This is a genomic window from Bifidobacterium magnum, from assembly GCF_000741255.1.
GTDB classification, from domain to species: Bacteria; Actinomycetota; Actinomycetes; order Actinomycetales; family Bifidobacteriaceae; genus Bifidobacterium; species Bifidobacterium magnum.
Genome location: NZ_JGZB01000011.1, coordinates 61,487 through 78,819, shown reverse-complemented (window position 1 = coordinate 78,819; position 17,333 = coordinate 61,487). Strand labels below are relative to the sequence as shown.

16 protein-coding genes and 2 tRNA genes are annotated in these 17,333 nt (G+C 59.0%); 9 read left to right on the top strand and 9 right to left on the bottom strand.

Annotated features, from left to right (window positions below; genetic code table 11):
- The 6 genes from BMAGN_RS07320 to metG form a co-directional block, all read right to left on the bottom strand.
- Window positions 1-1,440 carry a C1 family peptidase gene (locus tag BMAGN_RS07320; protein ID WP_022860173.1) on the bottom strand — a complete coding sequence of 480 codons (1,440 nt, stop codon included), beginning with the start codon at window positions 1,438-1,440 and terminating at the stop codon, window positions 1-3.
- A gap of 76 nt (window positions 1,441-1,516) precedes the next feature.
- Window positions 1,517-2,257, bottom strand: coding sequence for an HD domain-containing protein (locus BMAGN_RS07315; protein ID WP_026502103.1), 741 nt, complete (start codon window positions 2,255-2,257; stop codon window positions 1,517-1,519).
- A gap of 19 nt (window positions 2,258-2,276) precedes the next feature.
- Window positions 2,277-3,146 (bottom strand): class II glutamine amidotransferase, encoded by an 870-nt coding sequence (locus tag BMAGN_RS07310; RefSeq protein ID WP_022860171.1) that lies wholly within the window; start codon window positions 3,144-3,146, stop codon window positions 2,277-2,279.
- Window positions 3,147-3,211: 65 nt separating this feature from the next.
- Window positions 3,212-5,386, bottom strand: a complete 2,175-nt coding sequence (locus BMAGN_RS07305; RefSeq protein ID WP_051126658.1) for a KUP/HAK/KT family potassium transporter — start codon at window positions 5,384-5,386, stop codon at window positions 3,212-3,214.
- 403 nt (window positions 5,387-5,789) lie between these two features.
- Window positions 5,790-6,746 (bottom strand): TatD family hydrolase, encoded by a 957-nt coding sequence (locus BMAGN_RS07300; protein WP_022860169.1) that lies wholly within the window; start codon window positions 6,744-6,746, stop codon window positions 5,790-5,792.
- A gap of 666 nt (window positions 6,747-7,412) precedes the next feature.
- Entirely contained in the window at window positions 7,413-9,278 is a 1,866-nt protein-coding gene (gene metG, locus BMAGN_RS07290) for a methionine--tRNA ligase (RefSeq protein WP_026502102.1), read from the bottom strand.
- A gap of 158 nt (window positions 9,279-9,436) precedes the next feature.
- Here metG and BMAGN_RS07960 point away from each other — a divergent pair, with 158 nt between their 5' ends.
- Window positions 9,437-10,270 carry a hypothetical protein gene (locus BMAGN_RS07960; RefSeq protein WP_022860166.1) on the top strand — a complete coding sequence of 278 codons (834 nt, stop codon included), beginning with the start codon at window positions 9,437-9,439 and terminating at the stop codon, window positions 10,268-10,270.
- Between the two features lie 43 nt (window positions 10,271-10,313).
- Window positions 10,314-10,751, top strand: coding sequence for a variant leucine-rich repeat-containing protein (locus BMAGN_RS08575; RefSeq protein WP_022860165.1), 438 nt, complete (start codon window positions 10,314-10,316; stop codon window positions 10,749-10,751).
- Between the two features lie 29 nt (window positions 10,752-10,780).
- Here the strand turns inward: BMAGN_RS08575 and rsmI are convergent, their stop codons facing one another.
- Complete coding sequence (gene rsmI, locus BMAGN_RS07275; RefSeq protein ID WP_026502100.1) at window positions 10,781-11,743, bottom strand: 16S rRNA (cytidine(1402)-2'-O)-methyltransferase; 963 nt, start codon at window positions 11,741-11,743, stop codon at window positions 10,781-10,783.
- A 99-nt stretch (window positions 11,744-11,842) separates the two neighbouring features.
- On the opposite strand from rsmI, the gene BMAGN_RS07270 reads away from it, so the two are divergent.
- From BMAGN_RS07270 to BMAGN_RS08440, 3 genes are read left to right on the top strand one after another with little or no spacing between them, the layout of a single operon-like run.
- The gene (locus BMAGN_RS07270; protein ID WP_022860163.1) at window positions 11,843-13,486 is read left to right on the top strand and encodes a dolichyl-phosphate-mannose--protein mannosyltransferase; all 1,644 of its coding nucleotides are present in this window, start codon (window positions 11,843-11,845) and stop codon (window positions 13,484-13,486) included.
- Window positions 13,487-13,530: 44 nt separating this feature from the next.
- Window positions 13,531-14,412, top strand: a complete 882-nt coding sequence (locus BMAGN_RS07265) for an alpha/beta hydrolase (protein ID WP_152593290.1) — start codon at window positions 13,531-13,533, stop codon at window positions 14,410-14,412.
- A complete protein-coding gene (locus BMAGN_RS08440; protein WP_051126655.1) occupies window positions 14,369-14,854 on the top strand; it encodes a hypothetical protein in 486 nt (161 codons plus the stop codon). The genes BMAGN_RS07265 and BMAGN_RS08440 overlap by 44 nt, the downstream gene beginning before the upstream one ends.
- Before the next feature lie 2 nt (window positions 14,855-14,856).
- Here BMAGN_RS08440 and BMAGN_RS08615 read toward each other — a convergent pair whose 3' ends face one another.
- Together BMAGN_RS08615 and BMAGN_RS07250 are read right to left on the bottom strand one after the other, a co-directional pair.
- Window positions 14,857-15,261, bottom strand: coding sequence for an ROK family protein (locus BMAGN_RS08615; protein ID WP_152593288.1), 405 nt, complete (start codon window positions 15,259-15,261; stop codon window positions 14,857-14,859).
- The gene (locus BMAGN_RS07250; RefSeq protein WP_022860159.1) at window positions 15,171-15,773 is read right to left on the bottom strand and encodes a beta-galactosidase trimerization domain-containing protein; all 603 of its coding nucleotides are present in this window, start codon (window positions 15,771-15,773) and stop codon (window positions 15,171-15,173) included. The genes BMAGN_RS08615 and BMAGN_RS07250 overlap by 91 nt, the downstream gene beginning before the upstream one ends.
- A gap of 35 nt (window positions 15,774-15,808) precedes the next feature.
- On the opposite strand from BMAGN_RS07250, the gene BMAGN_RS08365 reads away from it, so the two are divergent.
- The 4 genes from BMAGN_RS08365 (at window position 15,809) to BMAGN_RS07235 (ending at window position 17,113) form a co-directional block, all read left to right on the top strand.
- Window positions 15,809-15,970 carry a hypothetical protein gene (locus tag BMAGN_RS08365; protein WP_155802538.1) on the top strand — a complete coding sequence of 54 codons (162 nt, stop codon included), beginning with the start codon at window positions 15,809-15,811 and terminating at the stop codon, window positions 15,968-15,970.
- 145 nt (window positions 15,971-16,115) lie between these two features.
- On the top strand, window positions 16,116-16,829 hold the full coding sequence (locus BMAGN_RS07245) for a DedA family protein (RefSeq protein ID WP_022860157.1): 714 nt from the start codon (window positions 16,116-16,118) through the stop codon (window positions 16,827-16,829).
- 100 nt (window positions 16,830-16,929) lie between these two features.
- Window positions 16,930-17,002: transfer RNA gene (locus BMAGN_RS07240), tRNA-Ala, on the top strand.
- A 38-nt stretch (window positions 17,003-17,040) separates the two neighbouring features.
- A tRNA-Ala gene (locus BMAGN_RS07235) sits at window positions 17,041-17,113 on the top strand.
- Window positions 17,114-17,333: the final 220 nt, after the last annotated feature.

Sequence of the window (17,333 nt, the reverse complement as noted above, 5' to 3'; positions counted from 1 at the left end):
TCAGCGCATGCGCATGGAGCGGCTCAGCGGCTCCCATGGCTGCAAGGCCACGGGCTGCTCGTTGAGCGCTTCAAGCGTGGCGGCCTCCAGATACTTCTTGTTGATGACGAGTTCGTTGACGAAATCGTCGAACCACTGGGCGTCGCCAATGTAGAAGCCGTTGTCGCCGTTGTCCTTGCCCCAGCTGTTTTCCACCTTCCAGCGTACGGGCTCGCCGTCCTCGTTGAGTTCCACGCCCGTGATTTCCATGGCATGGTTGCTCACGGATTCGCAGTACTGCAGGCCGAACGCTTTCGAGTAGTCGAAGGAGGTGCCGAACAGTTCGTCCACGCGCACCACGTTGCGGCTGAAGTAGCCTTCCTTGCGCAGTGCGAACTGCTCGCAATCGCAGCAGAAGTACAGCGGGTGGCCGTCCTTGATCTGCTTGACGGCGGCGCGGCGGAAGGTTTCCAGATCCACGTTCAGGAACGTGTAGTCGTCGGCTTCCGCAATGTCGCGGGAGTGTTCGAGCACATACGGCTTGTTGTATGGCGTGGAATCCATCGGGCTGTTGCACAGCGTCACGAAATCGGCCACGTCCACGGGCACGTACTTCTTGACGAACTCGAGCGGCGTGATGCCGTGTTCCACAATCTGCTGACGCTTGTCGGTGCCGTTGGAGGCCTCGCCGAGCTTGTGCTGCGGCTTGTCGGCATTGGCGGACTTGCCGTCCGTGTCCTCAGGCTTCTCTTCAGTGCGCAGCAGGACATCGAACGTCTTCGGCGGCTCGCCCAGGCAGATGCAGGTCATGCGGTAGATCACGGCCATGTCGTCTTCCTTGATGGCGCGCAATTCGGCTTCGCTGGCGCCGTTGGCATGGTGTTCGCGCAGATCGGCGGCGAACATGCGCAGCTTCGTGCCCAGGTACTGCTTGAAGGCGCCTGAATCCATCGAGTTGGCGGACTCCGGGTAAGCGTCCTTCGGCATGAGGCCGTACTTGCTGACGAGATCGGCGAACAGCTGCCAGTAGCCACCGTCATCGCCCGGAGCCTCGTTGATGAACTGGAACAGGCGGTCGTTCGTGGACTCGTCCACGGTGGCGATGACCTTCTCCAAGTAAGAGTTGGCCTTTTCCAGCGTCTCCCAGAAGTACAGGTAGGTTTCCGAGAATTCGAAATCCGTGAGGTTCCACGCGTGGATGAGTTCGTAACCGAGCATGTTCAGGCCCGCGAACATCCAGCAGCGGCCCGAATGGCGCTGGTTCGTGATGGACGGCACCTTGAGTTCAATGTCGAACTTGCGCGGCAGCGCGCGCATGCCCTCGAAGCTCGTGGCGGCCTTGAGCACGCCGTTCGTGGTGGCGGCGTTTTCCGCGACCTTGTTGGCGCGCTCATGATGGAATTGCGCGGAGCATTCGTCCAGATGCTTCGCATTGAGCGCCGTGGCAGACCTGTCGGTCATGATCCCTTCTTTCATCGGCTTGTGGTGTTACCAGCCAATGTAGTCAGCGCTCAATACGAAACAGTGCCGCCCGAATTCACACCAACCGCATGTTGTATTCTTGCGCGAGCGCGGCCACATCGGGGACGCCGTACTTGCCCACGAGGTCTTCCCAACGCTGTGCGTTCTGCTCGCCGAAGCGCGCGGCCTTATCCGCGTAAGTTTGCGCCGTAAGGAACTTGGGCGGCACGGACTTGCTGTTGTACTTGTCGGCCACCATCACGACTTCCTGCTCCAGATTGATCGGCACATAGTCGTCGGGCGGAATCGGCAGGCCCTGGTCCACCACCTGCTTGCGCGTCAGGCCTACTCCCGTATGGTTGCGCGCGAATTCGGCCACGGATTCGTCGTAGCCTTCGTCAAGCAAAATGTTGTAGCCGATCAGGCCGTGCTCAATGTAGCGCGGGCCGTCAAACACGAGCGGGCGCCCGTCGGAACCGTCCTCGAGCAGCAGCTTGTATACGCCAATGTCGTGCACCAGCGCGCCGATCGTGGCGATATGCACATCCAGGTACCGCGGCGGGACCACGCCTCCGCGCACGCCGTCCGTGGGCAGCATAAGCGCGTCGCGCGTTGCGTACTCGCCGTTGCGTTCGGGAGCGTCGTCGGGCAGCGTGCAGCGGCGCGTGAACAGCGAGTTCTGGCGGTGGATGAGCCGGCGCGTAATGTCGGCGACGATCACGCAATGCGTGTGCACGAGATCATAGGCGGCTTGCGACGGCGCAAGCACATGGTGAAGTCGATCAATGTCTTCAATAGTTGGAATTTTTCCAGTCATACGGCACATCATAGCGCCGTCACAGCGGCGCGACGCGGAATTTTCCCGTGCGATTGGACGCGATAATCATGTGGTTGTTGTCCAATTCATGCCAGCCCTCCGCCGCGGGCTCGTCGAATCCCGTAGAGGCCGCCACTACTCCGATTTGCGTCCCCGATGCGTCGAACACCGTTTTGTAGCGCATGTCGCGGTAGACGGGCGCGTCTTGGGCACGGCCGTAACGCGTGTAAATATCGAGTATTTCGCGTTCGACTTGCGGCTCCGTTCCGCACGCATGCGCGGCCACGAACAGGTCGCCGCTTTGAATCATGCAATTGTAGCTGGCTTGCGGATAGTAATGCCGCAAATAACGGATCGCGAGACTCACGGCCTGCGGCAGCGAGAATCCGAACCCCACATATTCGCGGATCGCGGCGAAATAGACGGCCGAATCGGAACGCCCTCCCGTCGCGGCGACGGCGGCCGGATTAATCGGCACCACATGGCTGCGCGTCACGTTCACGCCCGTTTCGTCCGACAGGTCGCCATTGTGAATGAAACTCGTGCCGGCCGCATGGAACGGCTGCTGGTTTTCAATAATGAGCGGTTGATGCGAACTGGCCAGACGCAGATGCCACAAGGCGCTACGCGCCGGTATGTCGGCGAATTCCGGAAACAGCGGATCGTGGCGCGCCGCCTGCGTATTGCGATACAGCGACGTGCCGATTTCCGGGGACGGCTCGCCACCGTCCAACATGTGCGGAGCGACGCTCGGTTCGGTCAGCATCGACACGCCCCATCCGTCGTTGTGAATCTCGCTAAGATTCCGGAACGACGCGACGGACGGCCCCAGCACGTCCGCAAGACTCGCTCCCCCTCCCGCCGCCGCGTATCCGAGTAACCTGCACATACCGGCATACTGTAAAACAAAACGGACCCCATTACTAGGGTCCGTTTACATATTGTCAGTATTGTTTACTTATTTTTCGGATTGGTGTTTTTCGGTTGCAAATAGATGCGCTTCAAGCGCGGCGGCTGCGTCGTGTTGAGGAACAGCGGCTGCACTTCCGTGCACGGATTGTACGGAGCGACACCGAACCACTGGGCCGGCGAACCGACCGCGTGACGGATCGTATATTTCGTACGCAACGCCCACGCGCCGCGCGACGAAATCTTCGATTCGGGCATAAGCGCCTTGTGAATCAGCACATATTTGATCGGACCGACATCCGGATCGGCGTCCACCTTCGGGTAGCGCGTCGTCTGGATCGGCAGGTCGCCCGACTTGATCAGATCATGCATGATCTGGTGCAGGTAGGCGGGCACTGATTGCGGCAGCTTGAAGCCCAGCCGGATGCGCACGCGGAACAGGTAGTCCGTACCGAAATTCTCTACCGAATATTCGCGCGTGAACGGCTCGTCGGCCGTTTCCACGGACACGCCCCACCATGCGCGGGCGCGCTTGGGCTGGTCGGCGAAAATGGAGAAGAAGATGTCGGTGTCGACGCGCTTCATTTCCTTATCAGACGTCAAATACACGATATTGTCCGCGTACAGCGGGATCGTGTCGTCGCCGTGCAGGCGGCACAGCGCCGGAATCGCGTCTTCCGAACGCATGTGGCGGCGCTGCTGGCTTTCAAGCTTCGTACCTTCGTTCCACGTGTACATGACGATGAGAATGCCCACGGTAATCAGGAACGTGAACCAGCCGCCATGCAGGAACTTGGCCATCGAAGACAGGAAGAATAGCACCATGATCGTCGGGAACAGGATGCCGAACAGCACTGCGCCCACGCGCTTGTGCGAATGCCACAGGTAGAACGTCACCAAAATGGACGTCATGATCATCGTGATCGTCAGCGCCAAACCGTATGCGGCCGCGATATGCTCGGAGTCCTTGAACAGCAGCAGCACGACGATCGTGGCGGCGCCCAGCACGAAATTGACGGTCGGAATATACAGCTGGCCTCGCGTACGGGCCGGGTAGCGCACTTGCATATGCGGCATCCAGTTGAGGCCCGTCGCTTCGGAAACGATCGTGAACGCGCCGGAAATAAGCGCCTGCGAGGCGATAATGCCGGCCATGACGGACAGCACCACGGCCACATAGCGCACGTTGGGCGTCATCATGGCGAAGAACGGGTTCGGCAGCGTTTCGGCGTACTTCGGGTTGTGCTGGTTGTTGATCATCCAGGCGCCCTGGCCGAAATAGCACAGCACGAGCGCGATGTTGACGATCGGCCACGTGAAGTAGATGTTGCCGCGGCCCACGTGTCCCATGTCCGAATACAGCGCTTCGGCGCCCGTAATCGACAGGAAGATCGTGCCCATCAAGGCGAGGCCCGCCTTGTTGTCGCCGCTGAACAGGAATTCCACGCCGCGAATGGGGTTGAGCGCGGCCAGCACGCTCCAGTTTTGCGTAAGGTTCACGAAGCCCGTCACCGCGAGGAACGCGAACCATACGAGCACCACGGAGCCGAACACTTTGCCGATACGCTCCGTACCGCGCGACTGCACGGCGAACACGCCCAGCAAAATAATGATCGTGATCATCACCGTCAGATTCGTGTTTTCCTCAAACACATGCTCGATCGCCGGCAAGGTTTTCAGGCCTTCCACGGCCGAGCTGATGGACATGGCCGGCGTCAGCACGGAGTCGGCCAGGAATGCGCTGCCGCCGATCATGGCCGGCACGACAAGCCATGCGCCATATTTGCGCAGCAGCGAGTACAACGCGAAAATGCCGCCTTCGCCCTTGTTGTCCACGCGCATGCAGATCAGCACGTATTCGATCGTGGTGATCAGCGTAATGGTCCAGAACACAAGCGAAAGCATGCCCGTCACGGCGTCATAGTTGGCGTTGGCCAATCCGCCCTGACCGCTTAAAAAGGTTTGCGCAACATACAACGGCGACGTACCGATGTCGCCATATACCACACCGAGGGCCACCAAGGCCATTGCGGCCGAAAATTTGTCAGGTCCCGACTGGAGGCGCTGCCACCAACGGGAAATGGGACGCTTCGGGCGTTTGTCAGGCCCTTCCGGGTCTTGAGGATCTGCTTGTTGCTTAAGCATTTCCTCTCGTTCTTCACGGGTTAATACCGTGTGGACTGCGGCCGATTGACTCGTATAGTCATTCGTACTGGCCATGGCGCGCGCGGCACCTGCAGCACTCAACGGCTGAGACATCACGATCCTCCTATAAGCAAAACGCAAGGTTTCACTCGCGAAACATGCGCGCATTTTCCCGGCCGCTCAAGGCAAAATTGCCACGCTACGCCACCACCTAAGTTACGAACTTAAGGATCCCGGCTTGCCAGACCGCCAAGCCTTGTGCGCAGCACGAGCGCCGCAAGAATTTGCAACACCTCACGCTAGACTTTCTGCAACTTCTTTGCAAATCGCCCTAGAGAGTAATCGCTCGGAAATTGTGAGAAAAAACAAGACGCTACCGTATAATCCCCGCACGACGAATTCGCTTCGCACAACACGCCGAAAAACCCGCTGTTTGTCAGCGAAAACGTTGTATCTGTGACCTACGGAACATTCCCTGTCACACGCCGTACACGGTACGCGTGGTCTCACGCGTGGCGCGCGCGACTTGTTCGAGCGGCAGCTCCAAATATTGCGCAAGTGCGGCCAACGTGTATGGAATCATGTACGGGGCGTTCGTGCGCCCGCGGTACGGCACGGGGGTCAGGTAGGGGGCATCCGTTTCGACCATGACGTGGTCAAGCCCCACAATGCGCGCCGATTCGCGGATGCCGTCGTTGCCTTTGTAGCTGCTCGTTCCCGACATGCTCAAATACCAGCCCTGTTCCTTGCAAATTTGGGCCATTTCGGCGTCTCCCGAATAGCTGTGGAAGACTGTGCGCTCGGGAGCGCCGTCCGCAAGCAACGTTTCGATGACCTCGCGGTGCGCGTCACGGTCGTGGATCTGCATGGGCAGGTTCAGTTCCTTGGCGAGCGCGATATGCGCACGGAACGCGTCGCGCTGCAGCTCCTTGGCGCTTTCTCCCGTTCTAAACAGGTCCATGCCCGTCTCGCCGATGGCCACCACTTGGTCGGGATAGGCCATGGCGAGGCGGTGCACTTCGGCGAGCGCGTCCTCGAAACTCACGTCATGCCATGGCTTATAGCGCACGGGAAGCCCGTCGGGACCCGCAGCTCCGCGGTGGCCGTGCAGCACGGATTCGTTCGGGTGGATTGCAATGGCCGCATGCACTTGTCCCGGATGCTCGCGCGCCATGTCGATGGCCGTCTGCAAATTCGGCAGCTCGCAGCCCGAGTCGATAACGCCTTCCACGCCTACGGCGGCGGCCTGGTCGAGCAGCTCGCCCACGCTGTATACGGGAACGGGATCCTGCCCCTTTTCTTGCGCTTCATGGCTCATGGCCTTGGAAAACGGCACCACGGAGGCCACATGCGTGTGGTTGTCGATAACGCTTACGCCCTCGGGCAGGCGCGGTGGCGCCGGAGCCCAGCTTCTGTCGCGATGATGTTTGCTCATGTTTGCCAGTGTAGAAGCAGGCGGGAAACTGCCGTTTAGCGGTTCTGGTGCCGTACGGCGAATACGCATGCCGTGACGGTGCATGAACGCGTGTTCTGGCAGCTCTTTGGCGGCCCGGGACCGCAACGCCACGGACTCGGGCTCGATCCACAATCCCGCTTACATGCCATGCGCCTGAATGTCGTGCACAAGACCTGCAAACCGGACGGTACCGAAACGGTCGGGCGCCGGATACCAGTCCCCCACCGAATCCCACCAGCAACTTACCGCGCGCCTCAAGCAATGTTCCATTTCGGCGCAGAACATTTTGAATTGCGCGCCACCGATACGAGATTGCCCTTTCTTCCGCATTCTTTTCTGCATTTTGAGACATGAACCGCGGCGTGTCTGTCTCAAAATGCAGAAGTTGAAGGGAATTCTTGAGCGTTTGTACCGCCCGCGGTACGAAAACGATTCAGAAAAAGAGAAAGCCGGCAGGATTGCTGCCGGCTGAGAGAGAGAAGAGAGAAGAAGGGTTCAATTATGGGGTTCCGATGAGGGAACCTCGCCAGCTTCTGTATTTGCTGACACCATTATGAAACCTCACTACCCTTGGAGAAACGATATTCTGTTCTGAAAAATTGCTGGATGGATGGTAAAAAGTTTGTGATCATCCCTCCATTTGCATTATTTTTCTTGCAGCTTCGCCTTTTCCGCGGCCAAACGGTCCGCTTCGGCCTGCTTGCGCGCGGCAAGCTGCTCGTCGAAACGGTCGAGTTCCTCCTGGACCTTCTCCGGCGGAATCTTGGCGAAGATCGGCGTCGGCTTGGCGACAGGCGTGCCGACCACGATGTCCTCGCGGCGCCACGGGTGCACGGTCTTGCCGAGTTCGTAGTCGCCCGTAATAACCGGGTAACGGAAGCTCGGATCGTCCAGATCCGTCACTTCTTCGATGCGCGGCAGCGGAGAGAACGTGCCCGTACCGCCCAACGCTTCCCACACCTTCTGCGCGGAGTGCGGCAGGAACGGCGCGAGCAGGTGGTTGGCGTCGGAAACAGCCTGTGCGGCAACGTGCAGGACGGTGCCGAGGCGCTCGGGATTGTCCTTGATCTTCCACGGTTCGGTGGCGGAAATGTACTTGTTGATGTCGCCCACCAGACGCATGGCCGTGTTCAGCGCGTTCTTCTGGTGGTGGTTCTCGATCAGGTCGCCCACTTCGTCGAATGCGCGTTCGGCTTCGGCCAGCAGCTCACGGTCCTGGTCGGTCATTTCCGATTCGACCATCGGCGGGATTTCGCCGAAGTTCTTGTGGATGAGGTTAGCCACGCGGTTGACGAGGTTGCCCCACGAAGCGGCAAGCTCTTCGTTGTTGTGGCGCACAAATTCGCTCCACGTGAAGTCGGCGTCGGAGCTTTCCGGACCGGCCACGGAAATGTAGTAGCGCACGGCGTCTACAGGATAGTTGGCCAGAATGTCCTTCACGTAGATGACGATGCCGCGCGAAGAGCTGAACTTCTTGCCTTCCATCGTCATGAACTCGGAAGCCACGACCTGCTCGGGCAGGTTGAGCTCGCCCAGTTCGCCATGCTCGCCACCCTTGGAGCCCTGGCCGTTGTAGGCGAGGATTTCCGAAGGCCAGATCTGGGAGTGGAACGTGATGTTGTCCTTGCCCATGAAGTAATAGCCCGGCGTCTTCGGATCGTTCCACCATGCACGCCATGCCTCCGGGTCGCCTGAACGGCGCGCCCATTCGATGGATGCGGACAGGTAGCCGATCACGGCGTCGAACCACACGTACAGGCGCTTGTTCGGGCTGTCGATCCAGCCCGGCACCGGAATCGGGATGCCCCAGTCGATATCACGCGTAATGGCGCGCGGCTTGACTTCCTTGAACAGGCCCAGCGAGAAGTTCATGACGTTCGTGCGCCAATCCTCATGCGTGCGCAGCCAAGCCTCGTTGGCCGCGGCGAGCGCCGGCAGGTCGAGGAAGAAGTGTTCGGTTTCTTCAAAAATCGGCGTTTCGCCGTTGATCTTGGAAACGGGGTTGATCAGTTCGTCCGGGTCGAGTTCGTTACCGCAGTTGTCGCACTGGTCGCCGCGTGCGCCCGGCGCGTGACAAATCGGGCACTCGCCTTCAATATAGCGGTCGGGCAGCGTGCGGCCCGTGGACGGGGAGATGGCCACCTTCTGCGTGCCCTTGTAGATGTATCCGTTCTCCAGGCACTGGCGGAACATTTCCTGCACCACGCGTTCATGGTTCTTCGTGGTGGTGCGCGTGAACAGATCGTAGCTCAGGCCCAGATTGCACAAATCGTTGGCGATGACGCGGTTGTAACGGTTGGCAAGTTCCTGCGGGCTAATGCCTTCTTTGTCTGCTTCGACGAGAATCGGCGTGCCGTGTTCATCGGTGCCAGACACCATAAGCACGTCATTGCCCTTCATGCGCTCATAGCGTGCGTAGACGTCGGAAGGAACACCAAATCCGGCAACATGACCAATGTGTCGCGGGCCGTTTGCGTACGGCCAAGCAACGTTCACCATAATATGACTCATAGGCCGATTATCTGGCTCAGCGCGGACAGTCGGCACGTTATCCACACGGGCCGGGCGCGGGGTGTGGAAAACTCGCGCGGCCGCACGTAATTATCCACAAATCCACAATCCGCGCGCTGGTACTGGACAGGCGAATGCGCGGTTTCTATGCTGCTCGCATGGAACAGCAATCATATACGCAACCGACACTGTTTTCGTTCGCTCCGGAATCCGGCACGGCTCCCCGTACGGAACGCGACAGCCGACTGTGCGAGCCAAATCCGCCGCCCATCCGCGAATCTGATTTGGACGGGGCGCAACTGATCCATAAAAAGGATCTTCCCGGACCGTTGAGTTTCGCTTATCTGCAGCGTACGCGAGCGATTTGCGAACTCGACTCCCAGTCGGCCTACCGTAGCGAAGATGGCGCGTCACTATATGGAAGGGCCGCGATTATGGCACGCATGCTGCCGCTCGGAGCGCAAGTATGCTGTACGGCGGCCGCATGGGTGTGGATAGGTGGCGATTTCCCAGACACTTTCGACCTGCTCTCGAAATCGCATTTCCGTTCCGCCGTCCACGGCCGGCCGATCCGCGCGTTCGCACGCAAAGTGGCGCCCGCCCACATCATTACGCTCGCCCAATTGCGCATCACGAAACCGTTGCGTACCGTGTGCGACTTGGCGTTGCTGCCGTTCGACGAACGCGCCAACCAAGGTCTGCCCGAAACCGCCTACGCGCTCATGCACCAGTACAACATCACGAGCGGGCAGTGTCTCGCCATGCTCGACGAACTGCAATACATGCACAACAGTCACCATGCGCGTTCGCTTCTCGAATTTTTCCAAGATTATGAGCTGCATCAAGCGCGCATGGAATCTTTGGAACACCGCACCCAGGCCGCCAGAGAACGATTCCACAACGCTTCATGCGAAGCCAGCGCGCTCGAGAACGGCCTTTCACGCCAATTGGCCGTGCAACCGGCTCGGCGAGCACAGCAAGAGCAGGGATAGGAGCGCAAGAATAATAATGGGACGATTGCGCATATGGAGTCGTTTGCGGCATATCCGTATCAGCGAGAAGCGGGACGAAGACGAAGATGCAACCGAACAGGAAAGCGAAACGGAAGCCGAGGAAGATCCCGTCGCGGCGCGCCTTAATCATACGGATCCCACGGCTGGCGACCAGACGCGGCAGGGCTGTGCGGAAGGTAATGAAGCCACCCGCAAACGGCAGGCGCGGCTCAATCCCCCGCCCGCGCCCATACGCCTCACACCGCTTGTGGCGTGCGACCCTGAAACAAGCGAGGAAATCCTCTGGCATATCGCACGCTACGCGCCCACCTTGCGCAAATGGGTGGTTGCGAACACGGCGGCTTCCCCGCTATTGCTCGAATACATCTCGCAACAAGGCGGTCCGGGCGTCAAAGAGGCGTTGCAAATGCTGCTGGATGTCTTAGAAGAACCGCGGCACAGTGAACGTAAGGCGAGGTAAAGCGCTGGCCTCTGTTACTTCAGCTCAAGTTACTTGAGCTCAAGCGCCGCCGCGTACACGGCCTTCTTGTTGGCCAGCGAACCGTCGGGAAGCGGATGCTCGCTGATCACGGCCGCGATCGCGTCCTTGATGCGCATATGCTCGCTTTCGGAACGCTCCTTGGCCAACTGCGCCAGCTCCTGCACGCTCAGCGACTGCGGCGCGGCCTGCTGCGCCTCCTCCTGGGAAGCGCCGCCAATAACCAACACCATTTCGCCGCGCGGCGGATCGTTGACCACGCTTTCATGAATCTCGCCAATCGTGCCACGACGAATCTGCTCGTATTCCTTCGTCAGCTCGCGGCACAGCGCCATGGGACGGTCGGGACCGAAAGCGGCAAGCAAATCGTCCATCGAATCGGCAATGCGGTGCAAGGTTTCATAGAACACGATGGTGCGACGCTCGCCTTTCATGGAACGCAGGTATTGCATGCGTTCCGAATGCTTGCGCGGCAGGAAGCCTTCATAGCAGAACCGGTCAGTAGGAAGTCCCGAGAGGGCCAGCGCGTCAAGCACGGCGGACGGTCCCGGAGCGCACGTCACGGGAAGACCGCGTTCAATCGCGCGGCGCACAATGGCCAGCCCCGGATCGTTGATGGTGGGCATGCCCGCATCGGAAACGACAAGCACCGTAGCGCCCTGCTCCACGCGGTCAAGCAGGCTGTCGGCCTTGCCATGCTCATTGTGGTCATGGTTGGCCACCACTTGGCCCCCAACATGTACGCCCAGGCGGTTCGCCAACGCATACAGGCGGCGCGTATCTTCCGCGGCCACCACATCCGCATGCTCAAGCAGCGCCACCAGCCGCGCCGACGCGTCGGCCGCGTTGCCGATCGGCGTGGCCGCCAACACCACCGTGCCCGCAGGCACGAGCGGCGCGCTATGGATGCTGTCCGACCCCTCAACGTTCGCCGCCACGTCTTCCAATACGTTCGCTTCACTCGCTTCACTCATACGCCCAGCATACAAAATCGTCTCGGCAGCGCCGGCCGGCGGGTGCGGCGGCATCGTAAGGTAGTACAAGGAACCTGTTGAACGTCAAAAGGAATGCCTATGCGCGCATCATCATCACGGTACCAGCCGCGCCACGCGAAGCCCGCGCGAAATTCCTGGGGACATGCGGGAGACGACAACAGGAGCCTCCCGAATCACGAAAGCGCGCCGACCCGCTTCTGGCGTCATCACCGCACATGGATCGCCACCTGTCTGGTGGCGCTGCTCGGTGGATTCTTGAGGTTCTTCCGGCTGGACGAACCGCACGCCGTAATTTTTGACGAAACCTATTACGTCAAGGACGCGTGGACGATGCTCATGACGGGCGAACCGCGCAATTGGCCTGAATCCATAGCGGCGCCCGGCGGCGACCTTACGCCCGACCAGCTGTTTGCCCAAGGCGACACGAACCAGTGGCTGCCTTCGGCCGAATACGTGGTGCATCCGCCCGTGGGCAAATGGTTTATCGCGTTGGGACTGAAACTGTTCGGAGGCGCGTCAAATCCGTTCGCGTGGCGAGCCGCCGTAGCCATTGCGGGCACAATCGCCATTGTGCTGCTCATGCGCGTCACGTTGCGCCTGTTCCACAACCTTTCCGTCGCCGTGCTCGCGGGCGTGCTCATGAGCATAGACGGCGTGGGCATCACGCTAAGCCGCACGGGCCTGCTCGACAACTTCATCATGGTGCTCGCGCTTGGCGCGTTCGCGCTGCTGCTGCTTCATCGCGACCGTTCACGGCGCCTGCTCATGCGCACCAGTATGCTCCCGTCCGCCAACGCTTCCGCTTCGCCCAAGCCTCCCCGACTCTGGTTCTCGCGGTATCGCGTGGGCGCGGCCGTGTTGCTGGGCTTGGCCACGGGCGTCAAATGGTCGGGCATCTACTTTTTGGCGGCGTTCTGCGTGCTTACGGTGGTTTGGGACGCGCTGCTCGTGCGCGAGTTCGGCTATGGGCGCTGGTTCGCCAACGGTTTCGTTCAGGCGCTGCTTACAGCCTGCTACATGGTGCCCATTTGGTTCGCCACCTATGTGGCCGGATGGACGTCCTGGTTCATGCATTCCGACTCCTATATGCACAATTGGGCCGCGACACATCCGGGCGAAGGCGTCACCTGGCTTCCCGAAGGGTTGCGTTCCTTCGTGCAATACCATGCGCAAATGTGGCGATTCCACACCACGCTCGATTCATGGCATCCATACAAGGCCAATCCGCTCACTTGGCCGCTGCAAATCCGTCCCACGAGTTTTTATTGGGAAAAATTGGCGGGACATCCGGGACTGTGCGCCCTCTCTCCCGATTCGCAGTGCGTGGCGGCCGTCACCTCGCTTGGCAATCCGCTTATCTGGTGGCTCGCATCATTGTGCGTAATTCTCGGCATTATTATCGCCATTATCAAGCGCGGCGACTGGCGCATTTGGGCCGTGCTGATCGGACTGATCGGCGGATGGCTGCCGTGGGCGCAGTATATCCATCGCACTACATTCACGTTCTATTCCGTGGTGATCCTGCCGTGGATGATTCTCGCGATCTGTTACGTGTTCAACGAGATCCGTCGCGCCGCCGACCGTGCGCTGTGGAATACGACACTCGCCTGCCTGATCATCGTCTGCTCGGCCGTGTCCGTGTTCTTCTATCCGATCTGGACGGCCATGCCCGTTCCATACCATTTCTGGCTGTCCCATATGTGGCTGCAGTCGTGGATATAGAGAAATATGGAACTCCCTGTATGACTTCGACGGATGAGGCAACGATGCTGTATTCTCAATGGACCATTGCGGGCGCGCAGGGCGCGCAAGCGACATTATTCGGATATGTGCCGGACAATAGCGAGGAAGTGGATCTCGCCCGTACACGTTCGACTATCCTCATTATTCCGGGTGGCGGCTATACGATGACTTCCGACCGTGAAGCCGAGCCTATCGCACTCCAATATGTGGCCGCCGGCTATAACGCGTTCATATTGCGCTATTCATGCGCACCGGCCGTCTATCCGGAAGCTCTCACGCAGGTCGCGGCCTCGCTGTGCCTTATTCACGAGCATGCCCGGGAGTGGCATGTGGCCACGGACCGTATCGCCATACTCGGCTTCTCCGCGGGCGGCCATTTGGCGGCGAATATGGCCACGAGTGCCGGAGACAATGCACTCGCCGCCCACCATTTCGACAGCGCCCAATTACGCCCGAATGCGTTGATGCTCGCCTATCCCGTCATCACGTCAGGCCAATTCGCGCATCGCGGCAGTTTCGACAATCTGCTCGGTCCTGACCGCAATGATGACCGCGCATTGCGCGCCGTGTCCATTGAGGAACATATCGACGGGAACACGCCACCCGTATTTGTATGGCATACGATGACCGACGACACAGTGCCCGTGGAAAATTCACTGATGCTTATCTCCGCATGCCATGCGGCCGGCGTCCCCGTGGAAGCGCACCTGTATCCCATGGGCGGCCACGGCCTGTCCTTGGGCACTACAGAGACGGCGTGGCAAGGTGTCAACGGCATTGAACCCGGCGCTATACCATTACATCGATTCCAAAGAGCATCTGCTCAACATGGTGCTCACGGAAAGCTACGACACTACGGAAATGACGGAATTCAACGCATTGAACGCGTCACTGGTGGACGGTGACGGGCACTGCGTCTATTTCTTCCCGCGCTACATGCTCAACATGCTCATGCACGACGTGCAGCGTCCGGAATTGACACAATTGTATTGCGTTCTCAGCGGCGAGGCGCTCAATCCCGAACATCCCGCGCACCAATTCTTCGCGGGACGGCACATGCGCAACTGGGAAATGATCGGATCAATGAACTGGATCGTGCCGCCATCGGTGAACGAGGAACAGTTCTACAACCTCTACACCTTGGTGACAAGCGCGATGGACGGTATCGAAAACCGCTGGTTGGCGGACGATTCCATCAATCCGATCGAGGAATGGATCAATTTCTCCCAGATCATTTTCCCCGAACATGAATGGACGGGATTCAGGGATCCGACGGAACGCGAAGGCGACGATTCGGCCTGCCTGTTCAATCTGACGCTCTCGCAGCGCGAAAGCATGACAAACTGAACTTAGCGCGCGACCGCTTCCGTCGTCCACGCGTAATACGCGCCGATCAGACCGGCGTTGGCACTGTAACGGCAGCGCTTGATGTCGGTTTTGAAATCTTTCCAATTCTCGTTTTTATTGAGCTCGTCCTCGATCATCGGAATAAGCGCGGGCTCGCAGCTGACGCTGCCGCCGATCAGCACGGCCTGCGGATCGACGGTAACGACCACATTGAACACGGCCACGGCGAATCTTGCCGTTAAGGAACAGCGCGCCACCCAAGCCCGTATCCAATGTGAGCAAACGGGGATCCGCCCCGTGATCACACCATTATCGACTACTGGCGCGTCAATATGCGCACGTCGAACGCGTCCAACGCAAGCGGTTGGCCCGTATACGGGTTCACCATGGTGCGCGGTTCGGCGCATGTGTTGAGCACGATAAACATTTCGCCGCCATCTTCGCTATGGCGCCTCACGATTTCCACATCTTCGGCGGATTCGACCGTATCAATATGATACTCGCGGGCTATCGTGTCGACGAGATGTCCCATCGCGGCGTTGTCGAGCGCGGTGCCCACATAATATGCGGCGCCGCGGCCCGTGTGGCGCACGGTCACGGCCGGCGTTCCCGCATAAAACGATGTGCCGCCGTACTGTGCGAGCGACCGCGCTCCTTCGAGTTCGACAATGCTGGCCACCATCTGCCCGTGGGCGCCGGTTCCGTCCGCAAACGTGACGGGGATGCGCTCGCCGTCCGCATATGCGTCGATCTCCTCGACCCATATGCCGCACAATTCGCGCAAATATCCCGGATATCCGCCCGTCACTATCAGATCGTTCTCGTCATGCATGCCTGTCATGTATCCCGTGAGGAACACGCCACCCTGGTTGACATATGCGGCAATATTGTCAGCCGTGGTGCGCGTTCCCGCGCTCACTCACCTTGGTCGGCATTGATTTGGTGTCCCTCACCTTGGCGTGGGTCGTACCGTTCATCCGTGTGCTCATGCTCATTTTCGGTTTCGCTTGGGTGGCGTACGCCAAATCGCTCGTCTTGCTCTGGGGATTCAAAAAATATGGCGGCTACGGCGAAATCGAGCAGCCGACTTACGTCAACGCGAATTCCGGCTGGTAATACTTAACAATCCATCTCCTCATCCCTCTACCTTTTGTACATTGCATGGTAAATAGATACGCCTGCTGGTAAGGTGACATCAGTTTCACGCAACGTACCGCGGTTCACTGATATATAGCGCGGTCGACGTGGTAGAGGGATTTTTATGGGAATCATTCATTTTCTTGCGGAATTGCTAAAAGATCCGCGTACCGCCATCGCCAGTTGGATTGCCATGGGCGTGGCCCCGACACTCGGATTCATTTTCTTGATCGTATTCGTGGAAACCGGTGTCGTCTTCTTCCCGTTCCTGCCCGGCGACTCGCTGCTGTTCGCAGCCGGTTTCTTCGCGGCGCCCGACGCCGTGACCGGCAAGTCCGCGCTGCCGCTTGCCGCGCTGCTTCCCGTGGTCTGGCTCGCTCCGATTATTGGCGACCAGTGCAACTATTTCATCGGCCACTTCTTCGGACGCCGCATTGTCGAATCGGGCAAAGTAAAAGCCATGACTCCGGAACGTCTGGCGAAAACCGAGGGCATGATCAACAGGTGGGGTCCGCTTGCCGTGTTCCTGGGCCGATTCTTCCCGTTCATCCGTACGTTCATGCCGTTCATTTCGGGCATTACGGGCATGCGTTGGAGCCGATTCACGCCATTCTCCGTGCTTGGCGGCCTGTGCTGGTCCACACTGTTCACGCTGCTCGGCTACTTCTTCGGCAACATTCCCGTCGTGCAAGACAATTTCGAGCTCGTGATTGTGGGCATCCTCGTCATTTCGCTGCTGCCAACGATTATCGGTCTCGTCAAGGCCAAAATGGGCAAAAAGAAGCCGACCGGCGCGCATGTGGCGGCCGAATCGGCAGTTGAGGAAGAGGAAAATTAAAATTTTTGTTCGCGACACGCAATTATGTGTGCCACATATTTGCATTCGGGCAGAGGTTGGACTAGTGTAGGTCGAGTTGTCGCAAGATAACCAAACCTTTGGGGCTGTAGCTCAGTTGGTAGAGCGCTTCGTTCGCATCGAAGAGGTCGTGGTTTCGATTACCATCAGCTCCACGAAGTCGACACCTGTTGACTATAATCACAAACAGTTTGGGGCTATGGCGCAGCTGGTAGCGCATCTCCATGGCATGGAGAGGGTCAGGAGTTCGAATCTCCTTAGCTCCACTTGGGGCCACTGCATTCATTCCACCGCAGTGGCCCTTTTCTTTTTCTTACGCTTTCCTTATTCCTTATTTCTTCTTCTGCATTTTGCGACGGACACGCCGCGGTTCACGTCTCAAAATGCAGAGGAACAAGCCAAAGACAAGGTCAAGAGCACAAAAATGGCTTCCCCTTCTGCAAAATGAGACAGACACGCCGCGGTTCACGTCTCAAAATGCAGAAG

Excerpts from the sequence above, each read along its gene's own strand:
- BMAGN_RS07320 (WP_022860173.1), bottom strand. The coding sequence starts at position 1,440 with ATGACCGACAGGTCTGCCACGGCGCTCAATGCGAAGCATCTGGACGAA.
- BMAGN_RS07315 (WP_026502103.1), bottom strand. The coding sequence starts at position 2,257 with ATGACTGGAAAAATTCCAACTATTGAAGACATTGATCGACTTCACCAT.
- BMAGN_RS07310 (WP_022860171.1), bottom strand. The coding sequence starts at position 3,146 with ATGTGCAGGTTACTCGGATACGCGGCGGCGGGAGGGGGAGCGAGTCTT.
- BMAGN_RS07305 (WP_051126658.1), bottom strand. The coding sequence starts at position 5,386 with ATGGCCAGTACGAATGACTATACGAGTCAATCGGCCGCAGTCCACACG.
- BMAGN_RS07300 (WP_022860169.1), bottom strand. The coding sequence starts at position 6,746 with ATGAGCAAACATCATCGCGACAGAAGCTGGGCTCCGGCGCCACCGCGC.
- metG (WP_026502102.1), bottom strand. The coding sequence starts at position 9,278 with ATGAGTCATATTATGGTGAACGTTGCTTGGCCGTACGCAAACGGCCCG.
- BMAGN_RS07960 (WP_022860166.1), top strand. The coding sequence starts at position 9,437 with ATGGAACAGCAATCATATACGCAACCGACACTGTTTTCGTTCGCTCCG.
- rsmI (WP_026502100.1), bottom strand. The coding sequence starts at position 11,743 with ATGAGTGAAGCGAGTGAAGCGAACGTATTGGAAGACGTGGCGGCGAAC.
- BMAGN_RS07270 (WP_022860163.1), top strand. The coding sequence starts at position 11,843 with ATGCGCGCATCATCATCACGGTACCAGCCGCGCCACGCGAAGCCCGCG.
- BMAGN_RS07265 (WP_152593290.1), top strand. The coding sequence starts at position 13,531 with ATGCTGTATTCTCAATGGACCATTGCGGGCGCGCAGGGCGCGCAAGCG.
- BMAGN_RS08440 (WP_051126655.1), top strand. The coding sequence starts at position 14,369 with ATGACGGAATTCAACGCATTGAACGCGTCACTGGTGGACGGTGACGGG.
- BMAGN_RS08615 (WP_152593288.1), bottom strand. The coding sequence starts at position 15,261 with ATGCGCCGAACCGCGCACCATGGTGAACCCGTATACGGGCCAACCGCT.
- BMAGN_RS07245 (WP_022860157.1), top strand. The coding sequence starts at position 16,116 with ATGGGAATCATTCATTTTCTTGCGGAATTGCTAAAAGATCCGCGTACC.